Source organism: Imperialibacter sp. EC-SDR9 (assembly GCF_902498805.1).
In the GTDB taxonomy this organism is placed as follows: Bacteria; Bacteroidota; Bacteroidia; order Cytophagales; family Cyclobacteriaceae; genus Imperialibacter.
The window spans coordinates 168,171-189,998 of record NZ_LR701576.1 but is presented as its reverse complement, the minus strand read 5'-3'; the positions used below and the strand labels follow the sequence as shown (position 1 = coordinate 189,998).

16 protein-coding genes are annotated in these 21,828 nt (G+C 47.2%); 8 read left to right on the top strand and 8 right to left on the bottom strand.

Going from position 1 to position 21,828, the window contains the following annotated elements; translation table 11 throughout:
* Positions 1 to 51 precede the first annotated feature (51 nt).
* Positions 52 to 1,773 (bottom strand): PQQ-dependent sugar dehydrogenase, encoded by a 1,722-nt coding sequence (locus GC130_RS05110; RefSeq protein ID WP_226940385.1) that lies wholly within the window; start codon positions 1,771 to 1,773, stop codon positions 52 to 54.
* A gap of 166 nt (positions 1,774 to 1,939) precedes the next feature.
* On the opposite strand from GC130_RS05110, the gene GC130_RS05105 reads away from it, so the two are divergent.
* A complete protein-coding gene (locus GC130_RS05105) occupies positions 1,940 to 2,356 on the top strand; it encodes a DUF983 domain-containing protein (protein ID WP_226940384.1) in 417 nt (138 codons plus the stop codon).
* A gap of 4 nt (positions 2,357 to 2,360) precedes the next feature.
* On the opposite strand, the gene GC130_RS05100 is transcribed toward GC130_RS05105, so the two are convergent.
* Positions 2,361 to 2,927, bottom strand: a complete 567-nt coding sequence (locus GC130_RS05100; RefSeq protein ID WP_151997194.1) for a hypothetical protein — start codon at positions 2,925 to 2,927, stop codon at positions 2,361 to 2,363.
* Between the two features lie 79 nt (positions 2,928 to 3,006).
* Entirely contained in the window at positions 3,007 to 4,728 is a 1,722-nt protein-coding gene (locus GC130_RS05095; protein WP_151997193.1) for a M28 family peptidase, read from the bottom strand.
* A 101-nt stretch (positions 4,729 to 4,829) separates the two neighbouring features.
* Between GC130_RS05095 and GC130_RS05090 the strand changes: the two genes are divergently transcribed.
* Positions 4,830 to 5,054, top strand: coding sequence for a hypothetical protein (locus GC130_RS05090; protein ID WP_151997192.1), 225 nt, complete (start codon positions 4,830 to 4,832; stop codon positions 5,052 to 5,054).
* A complete protein-coding gene (locus tag GC130_RS05085; RefSeq protein ID WP_151997191.1) occupies positions 5,036 to 5,428 on the top strand; it encodes a type II toxin-antitoxin system VapC family toxin in 393 nt (130 codons plus the stop codon). The genes GC130_RS05090 and GC130_RS05085 overlap by 19 nt, the downstream gene beginning before the upstream one ends.
* Before the next feature lie 72 nt (positions 5,429 to 5,500).
* On the opposite strand, the gene GC130_RS05080 is transcribed toward GC130_RS05085, so the two are convergent.
* Positions 5,501 to 6,940 carry a GH1 family beta-glucosidase gene (locus GC130_RS05080; protein ID WP_151997190.1) on the bottom strand — a complete coding sequence of 480 codons (1,440 nt, stop codon included), beginning with the start codon at positions 6,938 to 6,940 and terminating at the stop codon, positions 5,501 to 5,503.
* An 18-nt stretch (positions 6,941 to 6,958) separates the two neighbouring features.
* Positions 6,959 to 7,651, bottom strand: a complete 693-nt coding sequence (locus tag GC130_RS05075) for a hypothetical protein (protein ID WP_151997189.1) — start codon at positions 7,649 to 7,651, stop codon at positions 6,959 to 6,961.
* Positions 7,652 to 7,809: 158 nt separating this feature from the next.
* Here GC130_RS05075 and GC130_RS05070 point away from each other — a divergent pair, with 158 nt between their 5' ends.
* On the top strand, positions 7,810 to 8,619 hold the full coding sequence (locus GC130_RS05070) for a hypothetical protein (RefSeq protein ID WP_151997188.1): 810 nt from the start codon (positions 7,810 to 7,812) through the stop codon (positions 8,617 to 8,619).
* A gap of 34 nt (positions 8,620 to 8,653) precedes the next feature.
* Entirely contained in the window at positions 8,654 to 11,749 is a 3,096-nt protein-coding gene (locus GC130_RS05065; protein ID WP_151997187.1) for an ATP-binding cassette domain-containing protein, read from the top strand.
* Here GC130_RS05065 and GC130_RS05060 read toward each other — a convergent pair whose 3' ends face one another.
* Positions 11,750 to 12,199: a GreA/GreB family elongation factor gene (locus GC130_RS05060; RefSeq protein ID WP_151997186.1), complete on the bottom strand. Its 450-nt coding sequence runs from the start codon at positions 12,197 to 12,199 to the stop codon at positions 11,750 to 11,752.
* A 122-nt stretch (positions 12,200 to 12,321) separates the two neighbouring features.
* On the opposite strand from GC130_RS05060, the gene GC130_RS05055 reads away from it, so the two are divergent.
* The 3 genes from GC130_RS05055 (at position 12,322) to GC130_RS05045 (ending at position 19,787) form a co-directional block, all read left to right on the top strand.
* Positions 12,322 to 13,749, top strand: coding sequence for a redoxin domain-containing protein (locus GC130_RS05055; protein ID WP_151997185.1), 1,428 nt, complete (start codon positions 12,322 to 12,324; stop codon positions 13,747 to 13,749).
* 60 nt (positions 13,750 to 13,809) lie between these two features.
* Positions 13,810 to 15,996, top strand: coding sequence for a PQQ-binding-like beta-propeller repeat protein (locus tag GC130_RS05050; RefSeq protein ID WP_151997184.1), 2,187 nt, complete (start codon positions 13,810 to 13,812; stop codon positions 15,994 to 15,996).
* A gap of 131 nt (positions 15,997 to 16,127) precedes the next feature.
* The gene (locus tag GC130_RS05045) at positions 16,128 to 19,787 is read left to right on the top strand and encodes a cadherin domain-containing protein (RefSeq protein WP_151997183.1); all 3,660 of its coding nucleotides are present in this window, start codon (positions 16,128 to 16,130) and stop codon (positions 19,785 to 19,787) included.
* A gap of 57 nt (positions 19,788 to 19,844) precedes the next feature.
* Here GC130_RS05045 and GC130_RS05040 read toward each other — a convergent pair whose 3' ends face one another.
* Both GC130_RS05040 and GC130_RS05035 read right to left on the bottom strand, forming a co-directional pair.
* The gene (locus GC130_RS05040) at positions 19,845 to 20,561 is read right to left on the bottom strand and encodes a LytTR family DNA-binding domain-containing protein (RefSeq protein ID WP_151997182.1); all 717 of its coding nucleotides are present in this window, start codon (positions 20,559 to 20,561) and stop codon (positions 19,845 to 19,847) included.
* A complete protein-coding gene (locus tag GC130_RS05035) occupies positions 20,558 to 21,691 on the bottom strand; it encodes a sensor histidine kinase (protein ID WP_151997181.1) in 1,134 nt (377 codons plus the stop codon). Before GC130_RS05035 ends, GC130_RS05040 begins: the two co-directional genes overlap by 4 nt.
* Positions 21,692 to 21,828: the final 137 nt, after the last annotated feature.

The following is a 21,828-nucleotide window of genomic DNA, read 5'->3' as shown; positions in this document are numbered from 1 at the left end:
GAGATGCCTGCTGATGCAGGCATGACGCTCCGTAGTGGTATTTGTGTTCAGTTACATCGGCTTTGAGCTCACCACTTTGTAGGCTTTGCCGTTCGATTTGGTGAAAATGTAGAGCTCACCGGCTGCATCGGTGCCTAGTCGTAAGTCTACTTTTTGTCCATCGTTCATTTCTTTGAAGCTGACTGGCTGGCCGTTCATGCTTACCTGTAACTTTTTGATGGTGGCTACCTGCCCCAGCTTCAAATCGCTGACGTTGACATAGGCCAGCCATCCGTGCACGATGTCGCCAAACACATACTTTCCCTTTAGCTCAGGTACATCCGATCCGGTGTATTCGTACCCGCCCAGGATAGCGTTGCCTTCATCGTGGTCATATTCTGCCACCGGGTAAGTGATGGGGTCGTTGGGATCCATTTGTCTGGCATACACCTTATTCATGTCGTCGTACGGATTGATGATGAAGGAGCCCTCCCGATACGGCCAGCCGTAGTTGTGTCCGGGTAAAATGATGTACAGCGCTTCGATCATATGGTGACCAATATTGGACGCCAGCATTTCACCCGACTGCAGCCAGGTGAGCCTGTGTGGGTTTCTAAAACCCTTGGCATAAATTTCTTTTACTGTATTGGGATCGCTTTCGTTCACGAAAGGATTGGAAGCAGGAATGCCGTACTGCCCGTTTTTGCTGTTGTTCCCTGCCGGGTCGATCCGGAAGATGGAGCCCCAGGCGGTTTCCAGGTTGTCGATCAGGAAAGGATAGCCATTTTCTGATGCCCCTCCGTCACCGAGGCCGATATAGAGGAGGCCATAATCGGCATCGCCTCTTTTAACGGTTGGGTTGAATCTGATGTCCTGCATGCCATGGATTTGGGTGACCATGTTGATCCGAAACAGTTCCTTGCTTTTACTGGCTTTAAAAGGAGCCTTTGCGGCGGGGTCGGTCGTCCATTCGGTTAATACCCACTGCAGCTTGACCCGTATTGAATCAGCATAGGCAAAATCTGCCGGTGCACTTCCTGCAGGTTCGGTGTGGGTGGTGTAGAGTAAGCCGTTGCTGGTAAATTCAGGGTGAAAAGCGAAGCTGCCAAACCCTGTGCCATGGCCCGGCGTGTTGATAAATTTAGGTTGCAGCGCTTCCATGTCCATGTACACCCTGGGTTCGCCGTTGACCAGTTCATAGAGTTTCCCCCGCAGGTCTACCACAAAAGACCTATCGGTGCCGGGGATTTGATCCATTTTAGTCTCCCTGTTAATGAGTGGTGCTTTTCCAGAAGGTGGAAGGCTGGTGATCTCCTTTATTTCCACAGTTATGTCGGACGTCTGGATTGTGTCGGGAATAGGGTTTTGCAAAGCCTCGCCTGCGTTGGTGCCGCTGAAGGCAGGTCCGTCTTTGGTATTGATATAGGCAATGACCTGGTCTATTTGTTCATCCGACAAATAGGAGAATGCAGGCATATAGGAATTATACTGTTTGAAAAGAGTGACAGCCCGCTCGTCACCGGCGTCGATCATTCCCTGCGGGTTCTTGATGAATTTTTTGATCCAGTCTGCGGACACTTCTTTGGTGAGTCCTCCCAGCTGAGGCCCAATGCCAGCCTGCATAAAGTTGTGGCAGGTGCCGCATGTTTGCTCGAAAGTGGCTTGACCGGCCGCTATTGCCGCTTCATCGGTGGAAATACCGTTGTTATCTTTTTTTGTTTCGCCGCCGCAGGAAGAGACTATCAGCAAGATTAAAAGCAGGTAGCTGAGGCTTAGAAGGGAGGTTGTTTTCATTCTCAAATTAGTTTGTGGCAAGTTTGTGCAGTGTCAAATAAATAACGAGGGTCTATATTAATCAAAGATCAGCAAAGGGGAAAAGGAATAATTGGCAATAGGAGATATGATTTCCTTACTACTAGGACGAAATTTTCTTCTCTGCCACCTACCAATTCGTAACTTTGTGTCAATATATCTCGAGCGACACCCCATGAGCAACAAAGGATCAAAATTTTATGCCATCACCAAAATGAAATGTCCCCGGTGCCATGAAGGTGATTTGTTTCCCGGGAGCAATCATTTCAGTTTTTCGAAGTTCACTCATATGTATAAGGTGTGCTCCATATGCAACCAGTCGTTTGAGCCGGAACCTGGCTACTACTACGGAGCGATGTTCGTTAGCTATGGCATCAACTCGGTTATTTTTGTGGCTGTTTGGGTGATCCTTGCTTTGATTGTTGACGAGGTGACACTCACCATGATGATGGTGGCCATAGTGACGATAGTTGTGGGACTGTTGCCGTTCAATTACCGCTTTTCCAGAAGCATCTGGATCAACATGATGATAAAGTACAAGGGGATAGCGGCGAAAAAAGAATAGGCAATCAGCCTTTTTTGAAAAGGTCGAACTTCAGGAGACCTGACCCGTTGTCCGACTCAGCTTTTTCCTCTCTGCGCTTCTGCCGTTCCTTTTTCCGCTTTCTCTTTTCCCTGGCTTTTTGCCTTTTCTTTTTGGTGTCTTTGGCAATGATGTAATGAGCGGAAAGGCCTGTCGAAAAAGTGAACCAGTCGGAGTGATTGACTTCAAAGGCTGGCTTGACGTCGGCCGAAATCACAATGGGTAGCCCGGGTAGCTTCATTTCAGCGCCGAGTATGGCGTCGTAGCCATAATAGTTTCCCTGTTCTTTTTGCTCTCCCAAATGCACGCCGGCTCCGGTGTATATATTGAAGCCTTTGCCAATCAAAGGAAAATGTTGTTCAATAAGGAGCGTACTGCTGTACTGGCTGGGGTAAGCTGCAAAAATGCCTTCGAGCGTCGTTCTGGAAAACAGCTTCTGCTTTGCCGTGATGCCATAGTGCTCATTGCCAAACCGGACGCCGAGGGCTGTGGAATATTTCTGTGCCTGGACTGAAACAGCCAGGAAAAGCAATGGGATAAATAGTTTGGACATGGCTAGCTAATACTTTTAACTGAACGAAGTATTGGTTCAGTTATTCTCTCACCGCCTGTCTGTGCTAATATCTTGCCAATTAGCGCAGTTGCCCGATTATTTCTCCTGAAAGCTGCTGTATTTCTTTTTGTGAAGCTTCGATTGTTTTGATAGTCTCCCCACTGGATCCACCCACTTCCATGTCTTTCACACTACCGAGGGCCTTCATGTACCAGTCGGTCCAGGCGCTGATGATTTGGGTTTGTTCTGAGGCAGGAGAACCCTGCTTAATGGCGTTCTTGCTCAGCTCGGCTTCGGCATTCAGCCTGTCGGTGGCTGCCTTTTTTATTTCGCCGATAATCCCCATAGCGGTTTGGTGGTCGGCGTTAACAAGTGTGAAAGCCGATGCCAGCGCAGCGGTGGCAACATTTCGCTCTGTCTCTTTCGATACTTTGTCGAGCCGGTCGTTGTCGGTGTGATAAAACTGGTCGGTGAAATGCCAAAGCAGCAAACCCGGAATGTTGGCTTCCAAAAAAGGCACATGGTCGCTGCCTCCTTCGAATGGGTTGTAGCTCACTGCCCAGTTGGCAGCTACTCCCTGTTCCAAAAAGCGGTTTAGTATAAAGTCGTTGAAGTAGTGAGGTTTCATGTCGGCCAGGGTTACATCGCCAGCTCCCCACTCGGTATGTTTGTCGTTGCCTCGTGTCCAGATAGCGCTGGGGTCCGGCATTTTTTCAATAAGGAAAGAACCGCCTGTTACCGCCGTGTTTTCGCCTACCATGTCGAGACTGATGCCCCATTTGATGTTCGAAGCCCTTAGTGAGTCTTCTTCAATGTAGCGCCTGGTCGAAACGATTTCGTCGCCCCACAGAAACGTAATGGTTCTTTTCGGGTCGAATTTGTTCTCGTTCACCAGTTTCGCCGTTACAGCTGCCATTTCTACCTGCGTGCCCGTACCTGAGGCGTTGTCGTTGGCGCCGGGCTCCTGCACATGGGCGCTAAATACCAGCCTTTCATCGGGCACTTGCGAACCTCTCACATTGGCCACCACTGTAAGCTCTTCGGAAGGATAAATCTTTGTTTCAATCTTCACGTTCAGCTCCACCTTTCCCTTAGCCATAGCATTCTTCAGCTTCTCTCTTGCTTCCCACGACAAAGCCACGCACCAGGCATCTTTGCCTTCCTGATAAGGAATACTTCGGAACTGAATGGACGTCACGTTTTTCTCAGGCTGGAGGTAATCCGGGTTGTTGTACGTAAGCAAAGCCAAGGCCCCACCTTTTTGAACGGCCTGCTCAAATGCCTGCCGGGGATTGGCATCTGCCAAGGCAATTTTTCCTTTTAAGCTTCCGCCTGCTATTCCCTCAATATCTTCAACAAAAACCACCTCACCGCTAATGCCAGCCTCAGTTGTGCTGGTGGAGTAGATAGGTAGCATGTTTCTGTTGGTGGCGAAGCTAAGCAGTGGGCTGTCGGCTCCTTTGATGGACACTTCCCCGTTCACTGGCTCCCAGGTGGGTTTGGCCAGTGCCCTTTTCTCGACACGGTAAACAAGCCTGTCCTCCTTTCTGGCATCTTCTTCCAACACATAGCCTGCTTTCTCCAATTCAGACACAACTCTATAGATACTGGAATCGAAGCCTGCATTGCCAGCCAGTCGCCAGAATTGTTCGACGTAGGCAGTAGTTTCGTAGGCCAGGTCGCCCGTTACTTCCGGCCTTACCATATCAAAATAGGTGCTAGAAGGGTTTGGGGTTTCAGTAGTCGGCTGAGCGCAGCTTAGTAAAACGAATGTGAGCGGGAGCAGGGCTATGTTTTTCATGATCAAAGGTAAAAAATGGGAGTAGATATTAAACAAATGTTAGTTGCCATTCCAGGCTCCGTCGAAATTTCAATCAATTTCATTAAATTTGATTTATGGAAATGAAAGTAAAAATACCCTTTCAGCAGCTTCTCAGAGCAGTGCGGACATTGACCCCGGCAGAAAAATCCAAGTTGAGGGATGAGCTCAAGGAGGATATGGTGGAAAAAGATGACAAGTCATCATTTGTCGAGATGTTAATTGATGGGCCTGTCTTTTCAAAAGAAGAAATCAAAGTGATTGAATCCAACAGAAAAAGCATTGCAGCATGGCGGACAAAAGGCTAATGCTGGATTCTACAATCCTGATAGACTATTTTCGCAAGACGAACAAGAGCAATTCTCGTCTTGTCAATCATTTCAAATTATACGATCGGCTTTACATCTCCAGTGTAACCGAGTTTGAAGTAATTAATGGCGCTTCACCGGATCATACAGCATTCTGGGATCGCATGCTAGAGCGAATCACGATCCTTGAATTTGACAGCAAAGCGGCCCGAATGGCGGCCGAAATCGTAAAACAACTGAAGCACCTGCGCAAAAGCATTGACAAGCCCGACCTGTTTATTGCAGCCACTGCAATTGTTCATCAACTCACTTTGGACACGTCAAACAAGAAGCATTTTGTTCACATCCCGAACCTTGACTTACTTTCAGATTGATTTTGGGCGTGTGGAATCGGACTTGAAAAACCGAAACACCACACCCGTATCAAAGCAAAGAGATTTGAAGAATTAGTCGCTTAGAAGTAACTCCTTCCACCACCAACCCGAGTCTTTCACTGTGCGTTGTTGCGTTTCGTAGTCGACATGCACAAGCCCGAAGCGGGGCTCGTATCCTTCACTCCATTCAAAATTGTCGGTGAGGGTCCACACAAAATAGCCGTCTACGTCAACGCCTTCTTTTTTGGCACGGAGCACTTGCAGCAGGTATTCCTCAAAGAATTTAATGCGGCGGTGGTCGTTCACTTTCCCATTGTTGACCTGGTCGGGCAGGCAAACACCATTTTCCGTCACCACTAGTTTTTTGATACCCTCGTAGCTACCAAAGCGCTTGAGCATGTGGTAAATGCCTTCCGGGAAAATTTCGAAATTCATCGAGTTCATTTCTACATTCCGCTTCGTGGCAGGCACTTCTTTGGCAAAGAGGCCAAGCGAAAACAGGGAGTATTTTGAAACGATACGGAAGTAATTCTGAATGCCGATAAAGTCGAATTCGAACGGGAGCTTTTCCTCATCACCGGCCTTCATGAATTTTTCTATCCGTTTGAGGATAGGAACAGCCTTTGTTGGGTAACCAAGTCCCAACCCTGGTTCCACATACAGTCTGTTGAACACGGCGTCCATCCGGTTGGCGGCTTCCACATTCCAGGGCAGTTTGTCTATGGAGTCAACGTGGGAGCATGAATACGTGGTGCCTATGTTGGCATGAGGTACATTGTAGCGAACGATTCGCCCGCCCTCAGCCTGGCACATCGTTGTGTGATGCGCCGCACTAAGGAACGAATCCAGCCCTTTTACACCAGGGGCATGATAGCCAGCCATGTATCCCAGCCCGGTGAAAGCCATGGGCTCGTTGAGTACCATCCAGTTGTGTACTTTATCGCCGTATTCCCGGGTAACGAGGTCGGTGTACTCTGTGAACCATCCAATAATATCCCGGTTGGTCCACCCACCCTTGTCTTGCAACACTTGTGGCAGGTCCCAGTGATAGAGGGTGATCCAGGGTGTGATGCCATTTTCGAGGCAGTAGTCAATCACCCGGTGGTAGAAGTCGATGCCTTTCCTATTGATGTGGCCAGTGCCGCTGGGAAGCAACCTTGGCCAGGCAATTGAAAACCTGAAGGAGTCGAACCCCATCAGTTTCACCAGGTCAATGTCTTGTTCGTAGCGATGGTAGAAGTCGGTGGCGACGTTGGCATGGTCGCCGGTTTTGATTTTGCCTTTGGTGTGGGTGAACCGATCCCATACCGACTCGCCTTTGCCATCCAGGTTCCAGGCACCTTCAGTTTGAAAAGCTGCCGTGGCCACCCCCCATGTGAAGTCATTGCCAAAATCTGCTTTGCTAAACAGGCGAATGTCTTCCAGAAGCTCATGATTACCAGAGGCCGATGGCCTGCCGGTTTGGTAAAATGTGTGATTGTGACTTGTTTTTGTTGTGCCCTTATTTAGCATGCTTGTGGATCGACTTGGCTATGCCTGATATTGTTCGTTTTTTCTGTAGCAAACGGCAAAGATAAGGAGGATTATGAAGCCCAAAAATATAGAGGTGGTAAACCTGTTGACCCAGCTAGAATAATCGACAACAGCAAGCGCCAAGAGAATGGCCGGGAGGAAAAGAATGAGTGAGAGCACTTTCGAAAGAGGGCCCTTTTGGATAAGAAGGGTGCCGAGCCATGCAAAGACGGCGGCCAGCAGCCCCCACTTTGCCCAGGTGAATAGAGGCAGGAAATTGGTGTAGGGGCTAAAGCTCATTCCACCATCCAGGTACCCGGAGGTGATGTTGAGCATCATGATGTTTTCTAACAGGTCGCTGGTGAATATCAGAAGGCCTGCCCAGGCCATGCTCTTTACCAGAGGCTGGTTAGAGATAGCGCCGAGTTTATAAATAAAAAGCGACAAGAAAGAACAGTAAACGGCCATGAAAACGAAGTCGAAATAATTTACTCTGTCCAGTCCCAGAATCTCTTCTCTGTCCAGCACCTCCAAAGTGTTAACCACATCAACAGCCGAATGGACAAATTCCAGGGCTATAATAAGGCTGTTGTAGGGCGGTATCGCCTTTTCGTTGGGCAGCGAAACACTCCTCATGAGTCCGAGGCAAACGACCAACGGTAAAATAAAAAGCCCAAGACTGCGAAGAGGATAGTTGGGATTATTGATCATTGAATTAATTTAGCGCACTTAAGATTTGAGGAACTTAAAGCTGATCTACAATATAAGCCATCTGTGGTTTAGTAGATGTAATTCAAACTAAACATTTAGATTTGTTCAAATAATCCGATAAATTCAAGCCTTCTAGATAAGACCAAAAACTAATAACTATGAAAAACCTGAAATCACTTCTTTTGCTTGCAGTAATTCCGTTCGTTGTTTCCTGTAGCTCAGGCGACAAAAAGGCTGCATCTGCTGAAGAAGCCACTAAGGAAACCGCCGTTGACAAAGTTGAAAAAGAATTTAACTACCCAATTCCTACCTCTTTCGAAGTGACAAAAATGCTTCAGGATGCGCAGGCAGGATTTGTGTTGGGAATAACCAATGATGCTGAAAATGCTGATCAGTATGTTACTGCATATAGCAAGGCAGTGAATCTGGGCGTTTATGGTGCCGATTTGAGCTACGCCAGTACTTACAACCGTCAGCAAGAGACAATGGACTTTCTTAATGCTTCCAGAAAACTGATCCAAAGCCTCAATATCTCCTCTGGCTTTAGCATGGACATGGCTCGTCGTGTGGAGAACAATCTTCAGAACAAGGACTCACTGATCAACATTATCACTGAGGCTTTCTACGACACCTACACTTTCCTTAACCGCAGCTCACAAGAAAGAACTTCTCTGCTCGTGCTTGCTGGTAGTGTGGTGGAGGGATTGTACATCTCATCAAACCTGGTTATCAGCAGCGGCTATGACCAAAAGCTATTGGACGTTATTGGCGGCCAAAAGTCACAAGTATCAAAGCTGGTTGACCTACTTGGCGAATTTTCTGACGACGAGAATGTGCAAAAGGTGCTTCCAGCTCTTCAGGGAATCAAAGAAGCGTATAGCAAGGTAGGCGATAAGCTCACAGCTGAGCAATTTGATGACCTGCAGGTAGCCATCGAATCAATCCGCACGCAGATAGTTACACCATAATTTAATTGCTTGAGTTAGTTCCTATTCCCCGGCTATGACCGAGTCGATTGTAAATGCTTTAATGCATCTGTTCGCCATCATTGAGAGTGTCAAAGAGGACGATCAGTTTGACTCGGTTCAATTAGTGATTAAGCCTTATCTTAACAGGAGCCTGAACAACGAGGAGCTAACTCAAGCATATCTTGACCTCTACAATAATTACCTCTCTTTTCACAGAAGCCAACCCCGAACAGGCGACGAGGAAGCACTTCTGGCCACTGACGTAGAGAGTATTTTGCAGGTTACCAAAATCTGCAATCAGCTCAATCAGGAGCTTCTTCAGCATGAACGTATCATCGTATTTCTCCAGCTTCTGGAGCTCATTTTTGCCGACGGCAAAGTAACCGACCGGGAGGAGCAGTTTGTTATGCTGGTGGGTATGAACTTCAGCATACCCAGCAAAGAAGTAAATGACATCAAGGCTTTTGTGCTTAACAAAGATGGCAAGGGCATGGACACCCAGCGGGGGCTGGTGATTGACAACCGTGCCACCGAATGGTCGGATGACATAGCCTGGATGATGAAAAAGAAGAAAGTGGCCGGGGCCACTGAGTTTCATCACATGCGGGTGGAAAACATGTTTGGTAAGATACTTGTCCTTCACATTGCGAGTATCCACACCTTCTTCTTTCGGTACGACGGACCCCTCAATCTTTATGTAGAGAGCAACAAAATTGTCAAAAGTAAGTCGTATCAGCTTAAGCCAGGGTCTATTATCAAAGGCAAGACGATCAAGCCGATTTACGAAACTGAAATCACCAAAAAGTTCCTTGAAGACCATAAGCGGGGACACATTGTCCTGACCGGGAGGAACCTTACCTTCCAATTTAAAAACAGCGACAATGGTATCCATCCCTTCAACTTTTCGGAGGAGTCGGGTACGCTGGTGGGCGTAATGGGTGGCAGTGGGGTAGGAAAGTCGACACTGCTGAACCTGCTGAATGGCAAAATTGAGCCGACTGAGGGGAGAGTGACTCTGAACGGCTTCAGCATGGAAAATGCCGCCCGTTATGGAATGATAGGCTTTGTGCCACAGGACGACCTGCTATTTGAGGAGCTCACGGTGTACCAAAACCTTTTCTTCAATGCGCAGATGTGCTTCAGCGAGTTTAGCAAAGAGCAACTTGAGGAAACCGTTGACAAAGTGCTTCACGAGCTCGACTTGTATGAGATCAGAGGCCTTCGGGTTGGTGATCCTTTGAACAAATCTATTTCAGGTGGGCAACGAAAGAGACTGAACATTGCCCTTGAGCTGCTGCGTGAGCCAGCGTTATTATATGTGGATGAGCCAACCTCCGGGCTTTCCTCTATGGACTCTGAAAAGGTGATGTGGCTGCTTAAAGACCTGACCCGCAAGGGAAAGCTCGTTATCGTGATTATTCACCAGCCTTCGTCGGATATTTACAAGCTTTTTGATAAGCTGTGGATGCTGGACAGGGGTGGTTTCCCCATCTACAATGGCAACCCCATTGATGCCGTCGTCTATTTCAAAAGTGAGAGCACTCAGGTAAACGCCACCGAAAGCGAGTGCCCGCATTGTGGCAATGTAATTCCCGAGCAGATTCTTCAGATCGTTGAAACTAAAACCATTGATGACGACGGTCGACCTACATCAGAAAGGAAAATCAAACCCAGCGATTGGTTTCATAAGTACAAAGAGAAGATTGAGCCGTTCGTTCCTCAGCTGCGTCACGACACGTCCATTCCCAAATCGAATTTCAGGCTGCCCAGCTCGCTCAAGCAGTTTTTGATTTACAGCAAGCGTAATGTCCTGTCGAAGGTTGCAAACAGGCAGTATATCCTTATCAACTTGCTGGAGGCTCCGGTGCTGGCGTTTATCCTCGGATATTTTTCTAAGTATTCAAGCGGACTTGAGTATAACCTGGCGGAGAACAAGAACCTGCCGGTGTATCTCTTTATGGCGGTGGTGGTTTCCTTGTTTATTGGGATGTCGGTGAGTGCAGAGGAGATTTTCAAAGACCGAAAGATTATTGAGCGGGAGTCGTTTCTGAACCTTAGTCGGTTCAGTTATATCAATTCAAAGGTGAGCTTTCTATTCACATTGTCGGCTTTTCAAATGCTGACATTTGTGGTCATAGGCAATTTTATCCTCGAAATCCATGGTCTTTCTCTTTACTACTGGCTGTTGCTTTTCTCTACCGCTTGCTTTGCCAACCTGGTGGGGCTTACTATTTCGTCCGCATTCAACTCGGTCATTACTATTTATATTTTGATTCCTTTCATCCTGGTGCCGCAGCTGCTGCTTGGCGGTGCCATGATCAAGTTCGACGACCTGCATAAGTCGCTGACAAACAGGGTGCACGTTCCGTTTATTGGAGATGTGATGGCGTCAAGGTGGGCGTATGAGGCCATTGCGGTAGCCCAGTTCAAGGAGAATGCTTATGAGAAGCATTTCTTTGAAGCGGAGAAAAAGATCAGTGCTGCTTCATTCAATATCTCATTTAAAATTCCGGAACTGGAAGTCATCACCAACTCTCTGATGCAGGATGAGAACAAGGAATCGGAAAGCTTTGAGGCCAGACTCGATATCCTCCGAAACGAACTGGACAGGCTGGGGAAAAAGGCAGAGATGCAGCCTTTTACGTTTGCTAATAACCTGACATCGAAGAGTTTTACGCAAAATATCGGGAAAAACGTATTGAGCTACCTCGAATCGCTGACGAGGGCATTCACCGTTAAAATGGAGGATGCCGCCAATGAGCAAGAGGGTATTTACAATGGATTGTCCCGCAAGATCGGAAAGGATGAAATTTTGGTTCTTAAAAAATCATCCTTCAACGAGGCACTGTCTGACATTTTATTGAACAGGAATGAAATTAAGGTGCTCTATTATGGGGCTGACCAGCTGATTCAAAAGAAGGATCCTGTGTTAATGGAGCCCGAGTCCAACCTGGGAAGAGCACATTTTTATGCTCCAGTAAAAATATTTTTGGGCTACCGCATCGACACCTTCTGGTTCAACCTGATGGTGCTCTGGTGCATGACCGGGCTGCTTTACGTGCTCCTGGTTAAAGATTTCTTTGGCAGGGCGATGAAGGGCGTTTGGCGCACAAGGCTGAGGAAGGAATAGCTAGCTGAGTTCTTCAATGAGGTGCGTTTGCCCCATAAAGGTGACCTTGTCTCCTTTCTTTTTTCCAAAAAATGCCTGACCCAGTGGTGAGCCTGGTGAAATCACAAAGTAGTCTTTTCCACCGAGTGATACTTTGCCCAGGCTGGCAGCAAAGTAGTAGTGCCCAAGCGATGTTTTAACCATGCTTCCCAACTGGACAGTGACAGGGATTTTGGATGGGTCAATAGATTTTAGCACCTGCAATAGCTTTTGGGCTTCACCTGCTTGTGTGGCATTTTTTTCTATTTCCTGCTGCATCATGGCTCGGCCGGTTTCGTATTTGTCACCGGCGCTGCTTTTCGTTTCCGAATTGGCAGCCTCCCTGGCCTCGGCAATAGCACTATTGGCCGTATCAATCCTTGACTTCACATGGTCAATGCACGTTTGCAAAAGCTGTTGTTTGACTTCCATAGGGTGAAGGAAAAGTATTGATTTCAGATATTTCTTAAGGGAGAACTCAAATGTAAATAGAATTAAACGTTTTTAAACTTTGGATTGCTCATTACCTTTGGTTTGGCATTTAGTATCAGACTATGAGTAAAATCCTTATAAGATTCACATTCACCGCTCTTATTTTTTTAGGGCTAAGCATAAAAACGTTTGGTCAGGGGTATGATATTAAAATAACTGTGGAAGGTATGCAGGACAGCGTGGCCTATCTGGGCTATGTGTTCGGCGATCAGCGGTTTCTGACTGACACTACCTGGGCAACTGCTCCAGGCGTGTATCGTTTTACCGGAGCGAAGGAACTGCCTACAGGCATCTACTTTCTTTACTCCCCCAATTATTTTCTGGAGCTGATAGTAAAGGAGCAGAAGTTCAGCCTGAAGACTACCAAAGAAGGTGCCTTCCGAACCATGGAGGTAACATCGTCGCCGGAGAACCTGGTGTTCAAAGAATTTCAATTAGGAATGGTGGAACTCCAAACCCAGAAGCAGGCCATAAGAAAGAAGCTGGAGCAGGCTTCAACAGCAGCTGACTCTACGGCTATTTTTGAAGAGGACAAGGAGGTGAGTGAAAAGCTCAATGATTTCAGACAGGGGCTGATTGCCAAATACCCCGATTCGTTTGTTGCCAAATTTGTGCGGCTAATGGCGCTCCCCGACGTGCCTGGCATACCTGAGTATACCGACGTGACCGACGATGTGGAAAGGGGCAGGTTGAAATACGAGTACTACAAAAGGAAGTATTTTGAAAGCATCGATTTTGATGATTCGGGACTCCTCAGGACGCCCGTGTTGAAGTCGCCGGTTATTCATTTCCTGGACAAGGTGGTGATCCAGCATCCAGACACTATCAATATATATGTTGACAAAATAATGACCAGGGTGCTAGATCAGCCCGATGCGTTCAGGTTTTGGCTGGTGACGCTGTTCAAAAAATACCAGGAGTCCAAAATCATGGGCATGGACGGTGTGATGGTGAACCTGGCAGAAAAGTATTACCTGACCGATAAGGCAGACTGGCTGAGCAATGAAGACAAAGAAAAGCTAGCTGAGGAAGTAGAGTTTGTGAGCCCCAACCTTGTTGGAAAGCAAGCCCCAACCCTTCAATTGTTGGATACCTTGCTATCACCCATCAACCTGAGTCAGGTAAAGGCCGAGTTTACTATTCTCTTTTTTTATGACCCCAACTGTGGGCACTGCAAGAAGTCGACGCCAGTGCTTTTGGAAGAATACCATCGCCTGAAAGACAGTGGAGTGGAAGTGATGGGGATTTGCATATCTACTGATATTGAGGAGTGGCGCCGGTTTGTGTATGAGTATGAGCTCGATTGGATCAATGCCGCTGACCCTTACTACAGAAGCAATATGCGCCGGGACTACAATGTAAGAACCACGCCGCAGGTTTACATCCTCGATAAAAATAAAAAGATCATTGCCAAGAAGCTGGAGGTAGAACAGCTGGCAGGGTTTATTGAGCAATACCGGGCTGTGCAGCGGCCTGCCGGGGAGGATTAAATAGTATTAGTTGTGCTTAGGTTTTTTTTGAGCTAAATTTTTGGCTGAAACCTACTGACAATGACAACTCCCCGTTCCTTTGTAAACTGTTTTGCTTCATTTATTCTTATTTCCTTTCTTTTTTCATCGTGTGAAAAAGCTTCCGGCGACTACAGTGGCTGGCCCGCCTACGCCGGATCCAAAATGGGTGAAAGGTATTCTTCGAATGATCAAATCAACAAGCAAAATGTAAGTAAGTTGCAAGAGGCCTGGCGCTACAGCACCGGTGATAAAGACCCTAAAAACCGGTCGCAAATCCAATGCAATCCAATCGTTGTGGGCGGGGTGCTGTATGGTACTTCAGCAGAGTCAAAGTTATTTGCCCTGGACGCCGCTACAGGTGCAGAAAAGTGGGTTTTTGATCCTTTCAAGGAGACCAGGGAGCAGCTAACCGAGGACAGGTTTTGGTTTGCGGTGAACCGGGGAGTGATGTACTGGGCGGATGAAGCTGGTAAGGGAAGGATATACTACAGCATTGCCGAGAACTTGTATGCGGTCGATGCAGAGACGGGCCAGTTGGTGGAAAGCTTTGGGCAAGGCGGGCATATTGACCTTAGAGAGCAGCTGGATACCGACCTGGATATTAGTAAGACATATGCCTCAGGCACCACACCCGGGATTATTTTCAACGACCTGATCATTATGGGCATGCGGTTGTCGGAAGGGCCTGATGCCCTACCCGGGCATATCAGGGCTTTTGATGTGCGGACCGGGGAGCGGAAATGGATCTTTCATACGATTCCTCACCCTGGCGAAAAAGGCTACGACACCTGGGAAGACCCCGACGCCTGGAAAAAAATAGGCGGAGCGAACGATTGGTCGGGGATGTCGCTCGACGCAGAGCGGGGTATCGTTTTCGTTTCGACTGGCACTGCCAACCCTGATTTTTACGGAGGCTTTCGCAAGGGCGAGAACCTGTTCGCCAACTGTGTTATAGCGCTGGAAGCCGGCACGGGAAAATATATCTGGCACTATCAGGTGGTGCATCACGACCTGTGGGACAGGGATTTGGCTACCAATCCTATCCTTACCACTGTCAATCACGATGGGAAGATGATTGACGCTGTGGCTCAAATCACAAAGCATGGCTATGTGTTTTTATTAGACAGAGAGACTGGGGAGCCAGTTTTCCCTATCGAGGAAGTTCCGGTTCCAACTTTTGCGCTTGATGGCGAAGCACCGTGGCCAACGCAGCCTGTTCCCACATTGCCGGAGCCATTTGCCAGACAATCGTTCACTGAAGCAGATGTGTATGGCACCACTCCGGAGGCTTATGCGTATCTGCTGGAGAAATTTAAGACAGTCAAATACAGTGAGGCGTTTACGCCTCCGAGCAAAGAGGGCTCCTGGATTTTCCCTGGCTATGATGGCGGCGGAGAATGGGGTGGTGCGTCTGTGGATCCCGAGTCAGGCATCCTGTATGTGAATTCCAGCGAAATGCCCTGGGCTTTACACATGGTGGAGGCCCCTGCCAACAACACCGGCGGCTCTTCTTTGAAGGGCATTGGTCAGGGTGTTTACAACAAGTATTGCATGTCGTGTCACGGGCCCGAGAGAAAGGGCAACGGTGCTGCCTATCCGTCGCTGGTTGATTTGAACCAACGATACAATAAGGCGCAGCTATCAACACTCATTGCCACCGGCAAGAATATGATGCCTGCCTTCAAACAAATTCCTGATGGGGAGCAGGAAGCCTTGATGGCGTTTGTGCTCGACTTGGAGGACAAGGAGGCGGTACCGGAAGTGGATGGCAATGAAATTCAGGCCCGGACACCCGAGATCCCCTTCAGGATGACTGGGTACAATCGCTTTATAGACGAAAACGGATATCCCGGCATTAAACCACCCTGGGGAACGCTGAACGCTGTTGACCTCAACACGGGCAAGCTGCTTTGGAAGAAGACGCTGGGAGAGTTGAAAGAATTGACTGAAAAGGGTATTCCGGCGACTGGCACTGAAAACTATGGAGGGCCCGTTTCCACCAAAGGCGGCCTAGTGTTTATTGCAGCCACCAAGGATGAAAAGATAAGGGCGTTCGACAAAGTAAGTGGCGAGGTGCTCTGGGAAGCTGACCTGCCAGCTTCAGGCTTTGCTACTCCGGCTGTATATATGGTGGATGGCAAGCAATACGTTGTGATCGCCTGTGGCGGCGGCAAAATAGGTGCAAAGTCTGGTGATGAGTATGTGGCGTTTGCGTTGCCGGAGTAAGACAGCAGAGTTTTTATTTTTCCATATTTTAATTATTAGTCCGTTGTAGGATAATCCTTAGCAATTTTTGTTGCTATTAGTTATTTGGGTACTATTTTTATCACAAGTATCCAATCTACGATGGAAATAATATGAAAAATAGATTAGCAATTGCCGCATTTTTGGTGAACCTTGCCTTTACGGCGTTTTCCCAGCCTGTTATTAAACCTGATCAAATATTGACCATTGACGAAAACTCCGCAGAAGGAGTTGAGGTTGGGTCAGTGAAGATAACCCACAGTTATATCAATCAAATCACTAGCACCAACCAAACCACTCATCTCCTGAAGACAGACGGATCCCTTTGGTCATGGGGTTACAATTTTGATGGAGTCTCTGGGATTGGGACGAATGTCGAAACACTGATGCCTACAAAAGTTGGTACTGAAAATAACTGGCAATCGGTGGACCAGGGCGTAGGTTTTGCGGTCGGGACAAAAACAAACGGAGAAGTATTTGCATGGGGAGTTGAGTATTATGGAGATGAAAACACAGAAACCGATTACGATCTGAATACATTCTTTACTGCAGTTAAAGTGACCGGTACCAGCGATTGGGACATGGTTGCTGCTGGATATATTTGTCAACTAGGAATTAAGCAGGATGGAACCATTTGGTTTTGGGGCGGATCCAACAGAGGAGAGTCGGGAATGGGATCGTCGAATTTTTCTAGCAAAACACCAGTCCAGATTGGCGCAGACACTGACTGGAAATTCGTAGACTCTGAAATTTGGGTGAATTATGCGTTGAAGTCCAACGGTACCCTTTGGTCTTGGGGTGCGGTTTATGGGTCGAACCTGGGGCTGGGAATCACAGATACTAACATTGATGTGACTGCGCCAACCCAAGTTGGTTCTGACGCTGACTGGAAAATTGTAGCAGGGGATGAATATACGGCCTATGGGATCAAAGATGACGGGACACTTTACAAATGGGGCAGCACTGTCAACCAGTTTGGTTCCGATGCCGATTGGGCTGATGTTGAGTACTACGGAGCGGGAAATGGCAATAGAGCCATTGGTCTAAAAACCAATGGAACTCTCTGGGCCTGGGGGAAAAACGACAAGGGGCAGGTAGGGGATGGCACCACTACTGACAGGGACTTGCCTGTGCAGATAGGAACTGACACCGACTGGGTTAAAATCGGAGAAAGTTTTGCCATCAAGGAAGATGGATCACTTTGGGCCTGGGGAATCAATGCCCATGGGCAGTTGGGAACAGAAACGACTACTAATCTGACGACTCCGACTTACATCCCGCCGGTAGGCATGCAGTTTGAAATTACGGCAGGGAATGAAAGTGGTGCATTTTCGATTACCGACCGTGGGGTGATAAAAGTGGCAGATGCTTCCAAATTGGACTTCGAAACCAGTGCTTCCTATGAGCTTACAATTACAGCCACCGACGACAATCAAACCAGTGCTGAAGAATCCGTCACCATTAATGTGAACAATATAAATGACGGGCCGGTGATTGATGCAGACCAGAGTGTGTCGTTAGACGAAAATACTGAGAATGGAACTGAAGTAATTGCAGTTGTGGCATCGGATCAGGATGGCGACACTGTATTTGAAAATTGGACGATCACCAGTGGCAACGACTCAGAAGCATTTGCAATTGATGCAGAAACAGGCATCATTACTGTCGCTGATCAGGCAAAGCTCAACTTTGAAGAAGTTTCGTCCTTCCTTATTGGGGTAACCGTGAGCGATGGGACGACGGTTGGTTCCGAGGGTTCTCTAAACATAACAATTGTAGATAAAAATGAGGCGCCTGTCGTGGCAGCCGAACAGACAGGCACTGTGGATGAGAACAGCCTGGCCGGGACTGAAGTTGCCTTGATAACTGCGACAGATGAAGACGCTGGAGCTGCCCTGAGCAACTGGCAGATCTCCAGTGGCAACGAAAATGGAGCGTTTTCTATAGACGCTGCAACCGGACAAATTTCTGTCGCTGATGGTAATCAGCTTGACTTTGAAACCACTCCGACAATGGAAATTGGAGTGACTGTTACCGATGGCACGCTAACAAGCGGCGAGGCAACAGTAGTTATCACTATCCTGGACGTGAATGATCCGCCCATCATCACTGTAGATCAGGAGGGTATTATTCCCGAAAACAGTGCCAATGGCACTGAAGTGATGCAGCTACAAGCTGCCGGGGGAAACGCAAATACCATATTAAAAAGCTGGACTATAAGCCAGGGTAATATTGATGGAGCGTTTGCTGTTGACCCTGAAAGCGGTTTGTTAACTGTGGCCGATGGCACAAAGCTCAACTACGAAGTACGGCCAACTTATGCGCTGGAGCTAACGGTTTCCGATGGAGTCAATGTGAGCGAACCAAGGCTGGTGGCCATCTCGTTGAGCAATGTCAATGAAGCTCCGACAGGTGTATCGTTGTCGACGTCGGCCATTGATGAAAACCTCCCCGTTGGTAGCCTTGTGGCCACGCTTGCTACTGCGGACGTTGATGCCAGCGACACGTTTGTGTATGCATTTGTTGAAGATGGCAACGCCAACGACAATGCTTCTTTTGTAATTGCATCAAATCAGTTATTGGCGAAAGAGAAATTTGATTATGAAGCCAAAAGCAATTACACAGTCCGTATCAAGTCGACCGATGCTGGTGGCTTGAGTACAGAAGCGCAACTTGCCATTGGGGTCAATAATATAAATGATGTGACATTGACAACAGCACTTTCGGGGCCACTTTGCGAAGAGAACAGTGACGGAGAGATTGATTTGGTGATTTCTGATGCGGCACCGCCATTGCAAATTATATGGTCTACTGGAAGTACTGACGAGGACCTGGTCGGACTTTCTGCCGGAAATTATGATGTAACCGTCACTGACTCAAATGGGCACTCAGCTTCAGCAACGATCGAGCTGGGTACCAAAGCGGTTTATCAACCAACCATTGGACTTGTAACTTCGGATGGGACTGGAATCATGAACAAAGTTGTTTGGGATGCCTCCGAATCCTACAATGTGAATAAGTTCTTGATTTACAGAGAGACAAGCACCGCAGGAGAGTATGAGCAAATTGGGTTTGTTGAAAGTGGGAGTGCGACAGAGTTTATTGACATTGAATCCGATGCAAGAACGCAGTCCTATAAGTATAAAGTAGGAGTTCTGGACAACTGCGGAACGGAGGGCGAGCTTGGTGACTTTCACAAAACGCTGCACCTCACAAGTAGTGTGGGGCTTGACAATAGCGTCAACCTTTTATGGAACCAGTACATCGGAGTTGACTATTCTACTATCAACCTTTATAAAGGAGAGGGAAGTGCTGAAAAAACGCTTTTGACTTCACTGTCTTCTTCAAATAATTCCTTTACTGATTTGGAGGTTGAGCCTGACAAAGTCTATCAGTACGTCCTGGAAATCGTGCTAAACATGCCTATTTCCAATAGAGCAATAGAGCAGGCTAATAGCTCAAGGAACAATACCACCTACACTTCTATAAGATCCAATAACCTGGTAATAAGAGGAGTAGCACTTGGTGTGCGTGATGAAACCCGCAGTCATTTATATCCAAACCCATCAACAGGCGTGATAAACGTTAATACTAACAGAGGTGGTAAAAAGAATCTGGTGATAAGGGACTTAAGCGGCAATACACTACGTACGATCTCTTCAATGGATCAAATGACAGAGCTCGACGTCTCGTTTCTTAAAGAGGGTCTTTATCTTATGCAAATTGATGGCGAGCAGTCTGAGTTTATCAGATTTTTCAAGAAGGATGAATAGGGCTTAATAGTACGTCATTAGTGATGAGTACGTGGCGTTTGCCCTGCCTGAGTAAGGCTAGCCGGGCATCAGGGCTTTGAGCGTTGCTTCTTTGTAGCTGGCGCCAATAGGAATGCCCTTTTTCTCAACCATCACCATATTACCCTCGATTACACGCACCCGGTTAATAGGCACAATGTATGACTTGTGCACCCGCATAAACATGTTGGGGGGGAGTATTTCTTCCAGTTTTTTTAGCGACTCCAGCGCTATGATTCTTTTGCCATCCGAAGTAAAGTACGATACATACTCTCTCAACCCTTCAATGTAAAGGATGTCGGCCAGTAGCAGCCTGTATATCTTGTGGTCAGCGTGTACTACAATAAAATCCGGTTGATTGGTTGTGCCTGAATTATCCGTTTTATTGTGGAGGATCTTTGTGGCTTTGTTCACGCCGTGCAGGAATCGTTCAATGCTTACAGGCTTCACCAGGTAGTCGACCACGTCGAGCTCATAGCCCTCAAGCGCATATTCCGGATAGGCGGTAGTAAATATCACTACCGGCTTTTTCTCAAGCGACTTGAGGAACTGAATGCCGGTAAGTTCTGGCATTTGAATATCCAGAAACATGAGATCAATCTGCTCAGCTCGTAGTACTCCCAAGGCTTCAAGCGGGTTTTTGTAAGTGCCTACTAGTTCCAGTGACGGGATTTTGGACACATATTCTTTGATGAGAGCCCTGGCCAGTTCTTCATCGTCCACTATGATACATCGGATTTTTGGCACAGTGCTCATGAAATCAGAATTTTCATGTCTACAACAAACTCACCATCTGTCTCCTGAGTTTTCAACTCGTGCCGACCTGGATAAATTAGCGCCAATCGCCGCTTTACATTGGTGATTCCTATTCCGCCTTCTTTGTCTTTAGATTTTTTATTCTGCGACAGGCTGTTTCTGCATTTAAAGGTGAGCAGCCCCGCTTGAACCTCGAGGTCTATTGAAATTCTCCCGTTGGCCGTATCTTCTATATTGCTGTGTTTAAAAGCATTTTCTACGAAGGGAAAAAGTAGCATGGGAGCTATGCTTACATCTTCTGGTGTTTCGTACTCAAAGCTGATGTTTTCTTTGATAGTGTTGTCTTTGAGTACATAAATGGCAATGTAGTTATTGATATACGCAATCTCCTTTGAAATGGGAACCCTGTCTTTGTTCTCACTTTCGTAGATATTGTACTTAAGCATATCAGAAAGCTTCATTACCACCTCGGGCGTCTTTTCCGATTTCAGTAGTGACAGTGTGTAGATATTGTTCATAGCGTTGAAAAGGAAGTGCGGATTGATCTGCGATTTGAGGAACTTTAGCTCAGAGTCAAGCTTCTCACTTCTCAGCATCAGGGTTTCTCTTTGCCTTTCGCTGGCAATTTGGGTCACTTTGTAAATGGTGGTTAGCAGGATGATGGTGCCTGTTTGGATGAACATCGGAAACCACATGATACGACGACTAAATCCAGGTTCCGCTCTATTTCGAAACGACCATTCACTTCCTTCTGATGGAGCCGGCATCCGCATATTTTCGTTGGGCATTCTATTGTTGAATGACTGCATTCTGTCAGAGAAGCCGTCCGGCCTGTAGGCTTCCAGCAAGTTGATCTCATGGAAAAGTGTAAGTATGGAGGCACCGACCATAATGATGAGGACAATCAAGGAAGCAGAGGTGACTTTTGACTGACTGCTTACATACCGGGGCGTGAGCACGATCATATTAAAATAAGCGAGCGGTATGATAATGCTCAGGTTGATAACACTTTGGATAAGTGCCTTTTCAAATGTGAAAGGGCCGTTGAGGACAAAAACGTAAAAGGCCAGGAATCCGAGCCAGAAAGCCAAATGAGAGAGATATGTTTTTACTGTGGCAGATTTTGGCATTTGCTTGTTTTGAATTTCATCGAAAGATACCGAGCCTTGTTTTGATTCTCAAACCTATTCAACCAATGCCACTTTTTCCTCAACCAGTTGGCAGTGAACCTCTTTGACGCTGCCGTGCCCTTCTACCAAAGTCGTTG

What these genes read in the sequence shown, in the direction of transcription:
- GC130_RS05110 (WP_226940385.1), bottom strand. Translation starts at nt 1,773, where the DNA reads ATGAAAACAACCTCCCTTCTAAGCCTCAGCTACCTGCTTTTAATCTTG.
- GC130_RS05100 (WP_151997194.1), bottom strand. Translation starts at nt 2,927, where the DNA reads ATGTCCAAACTATTTATCCCATTGCTTTTCCTGGCTGTTTCAGTCCAG.
- GC130_RS05095 (WP_151997193.1), bottom strand. Translation starts at nt 4,728, where the DNA reads ATGAAAAACATAGCCCTGCTCCCGCTCACATTCGTTTTACTAAGCTGC.
- GC130_RS05090 (WP_151997192.1), top strand. Translation starts at nt 4,830, where the DNA reads ATGAAAGTAAAAATACCCTTTCAGCAGCTTCTCAGAGCAGTGCGGACA.
- GC130_RS05085 (WP_151997191.1), top strand. Translation starts at nt 5,036, where the DNA reads ATGGCGGACAAAAGGCTAATGCTGGATTCTACAATCCTGATAGACTAT.
- GC130_RS05080 (WP_151997190.1), bottom strand. Translation starts at nt 6,940, where the DNA reads ATGCTAAATAAGGGCACAACAAAAACAAGTCACAATCACACATTTTAC.
- GC130_RS05075 (WP_151997189.1), bottom strand. Translation starts at nt 7,651, where the DNA reads ATGATCAATAATCCCAACTATCCTCTTCGCAGTCTTGGGCTTTTTATT.
- GC130_RS05070 (WP_151997188.1), top strand. Translation starts at nt 7,810, where the DNA reads ATGAAAAACCTGAAATCACTTCTTTTGCTTGCAGTAATTCCGTTCGTT.
- GC130_RS05065 (WP_151997187.1), top strand. Translation starts at nt 8,654, where the DNA reads ATGACCGAGTCGATTGTAAATGCTTTAATGCATCTGTTCGCCATCATT.
- GC130_RS05060 (WP_151997186.1), bottom strand. Translation starts at nt 12,199, where the DNA reads ATGGAAGTCAAACAACAGCTTTTGCAAACGTGCATTGACCATGTGAAG.
- GC130_RS05055 (WP_151997185.1), top strand. Translation starts at nt 12,322, where the DNA reads ATGAGTAAAATCCTTATAAGATTCACATTCACCGCTCTTATTTTTTTA.
- GC130_RS05050 (WP_151997184.1), top strand. Translation starts at nt 13,810, where the DNA reads ATGACAACTCCCCGTTCCTTTGTAAACTGTTTTGCTTCATTTATTCTT.
- GC130_RS05045 (WP_151997183.1), top strand. Translation starts at nt 16,128, where the DNA reads ATGAAAAATAGATTAGCAATTGCCGCATTTTTGGTGAACCTTGCCTTT.
- GC130_RS05040 (WP_151997182.1), bottom strand. Translation starts at nt 20,561, where the DNA reads ATGAGCACTGTGCCAAAAATCCGATGTATCATAGTGGACGATGAAGAA.
- GC130_RS05035 (WP_151997181.1), bottom strand. Translation starts at nt 21,691, where the DNA reads ATGCCAAAATCTGCCACAGTAAAAACATATCTCTCTCATTTGGCTTTC.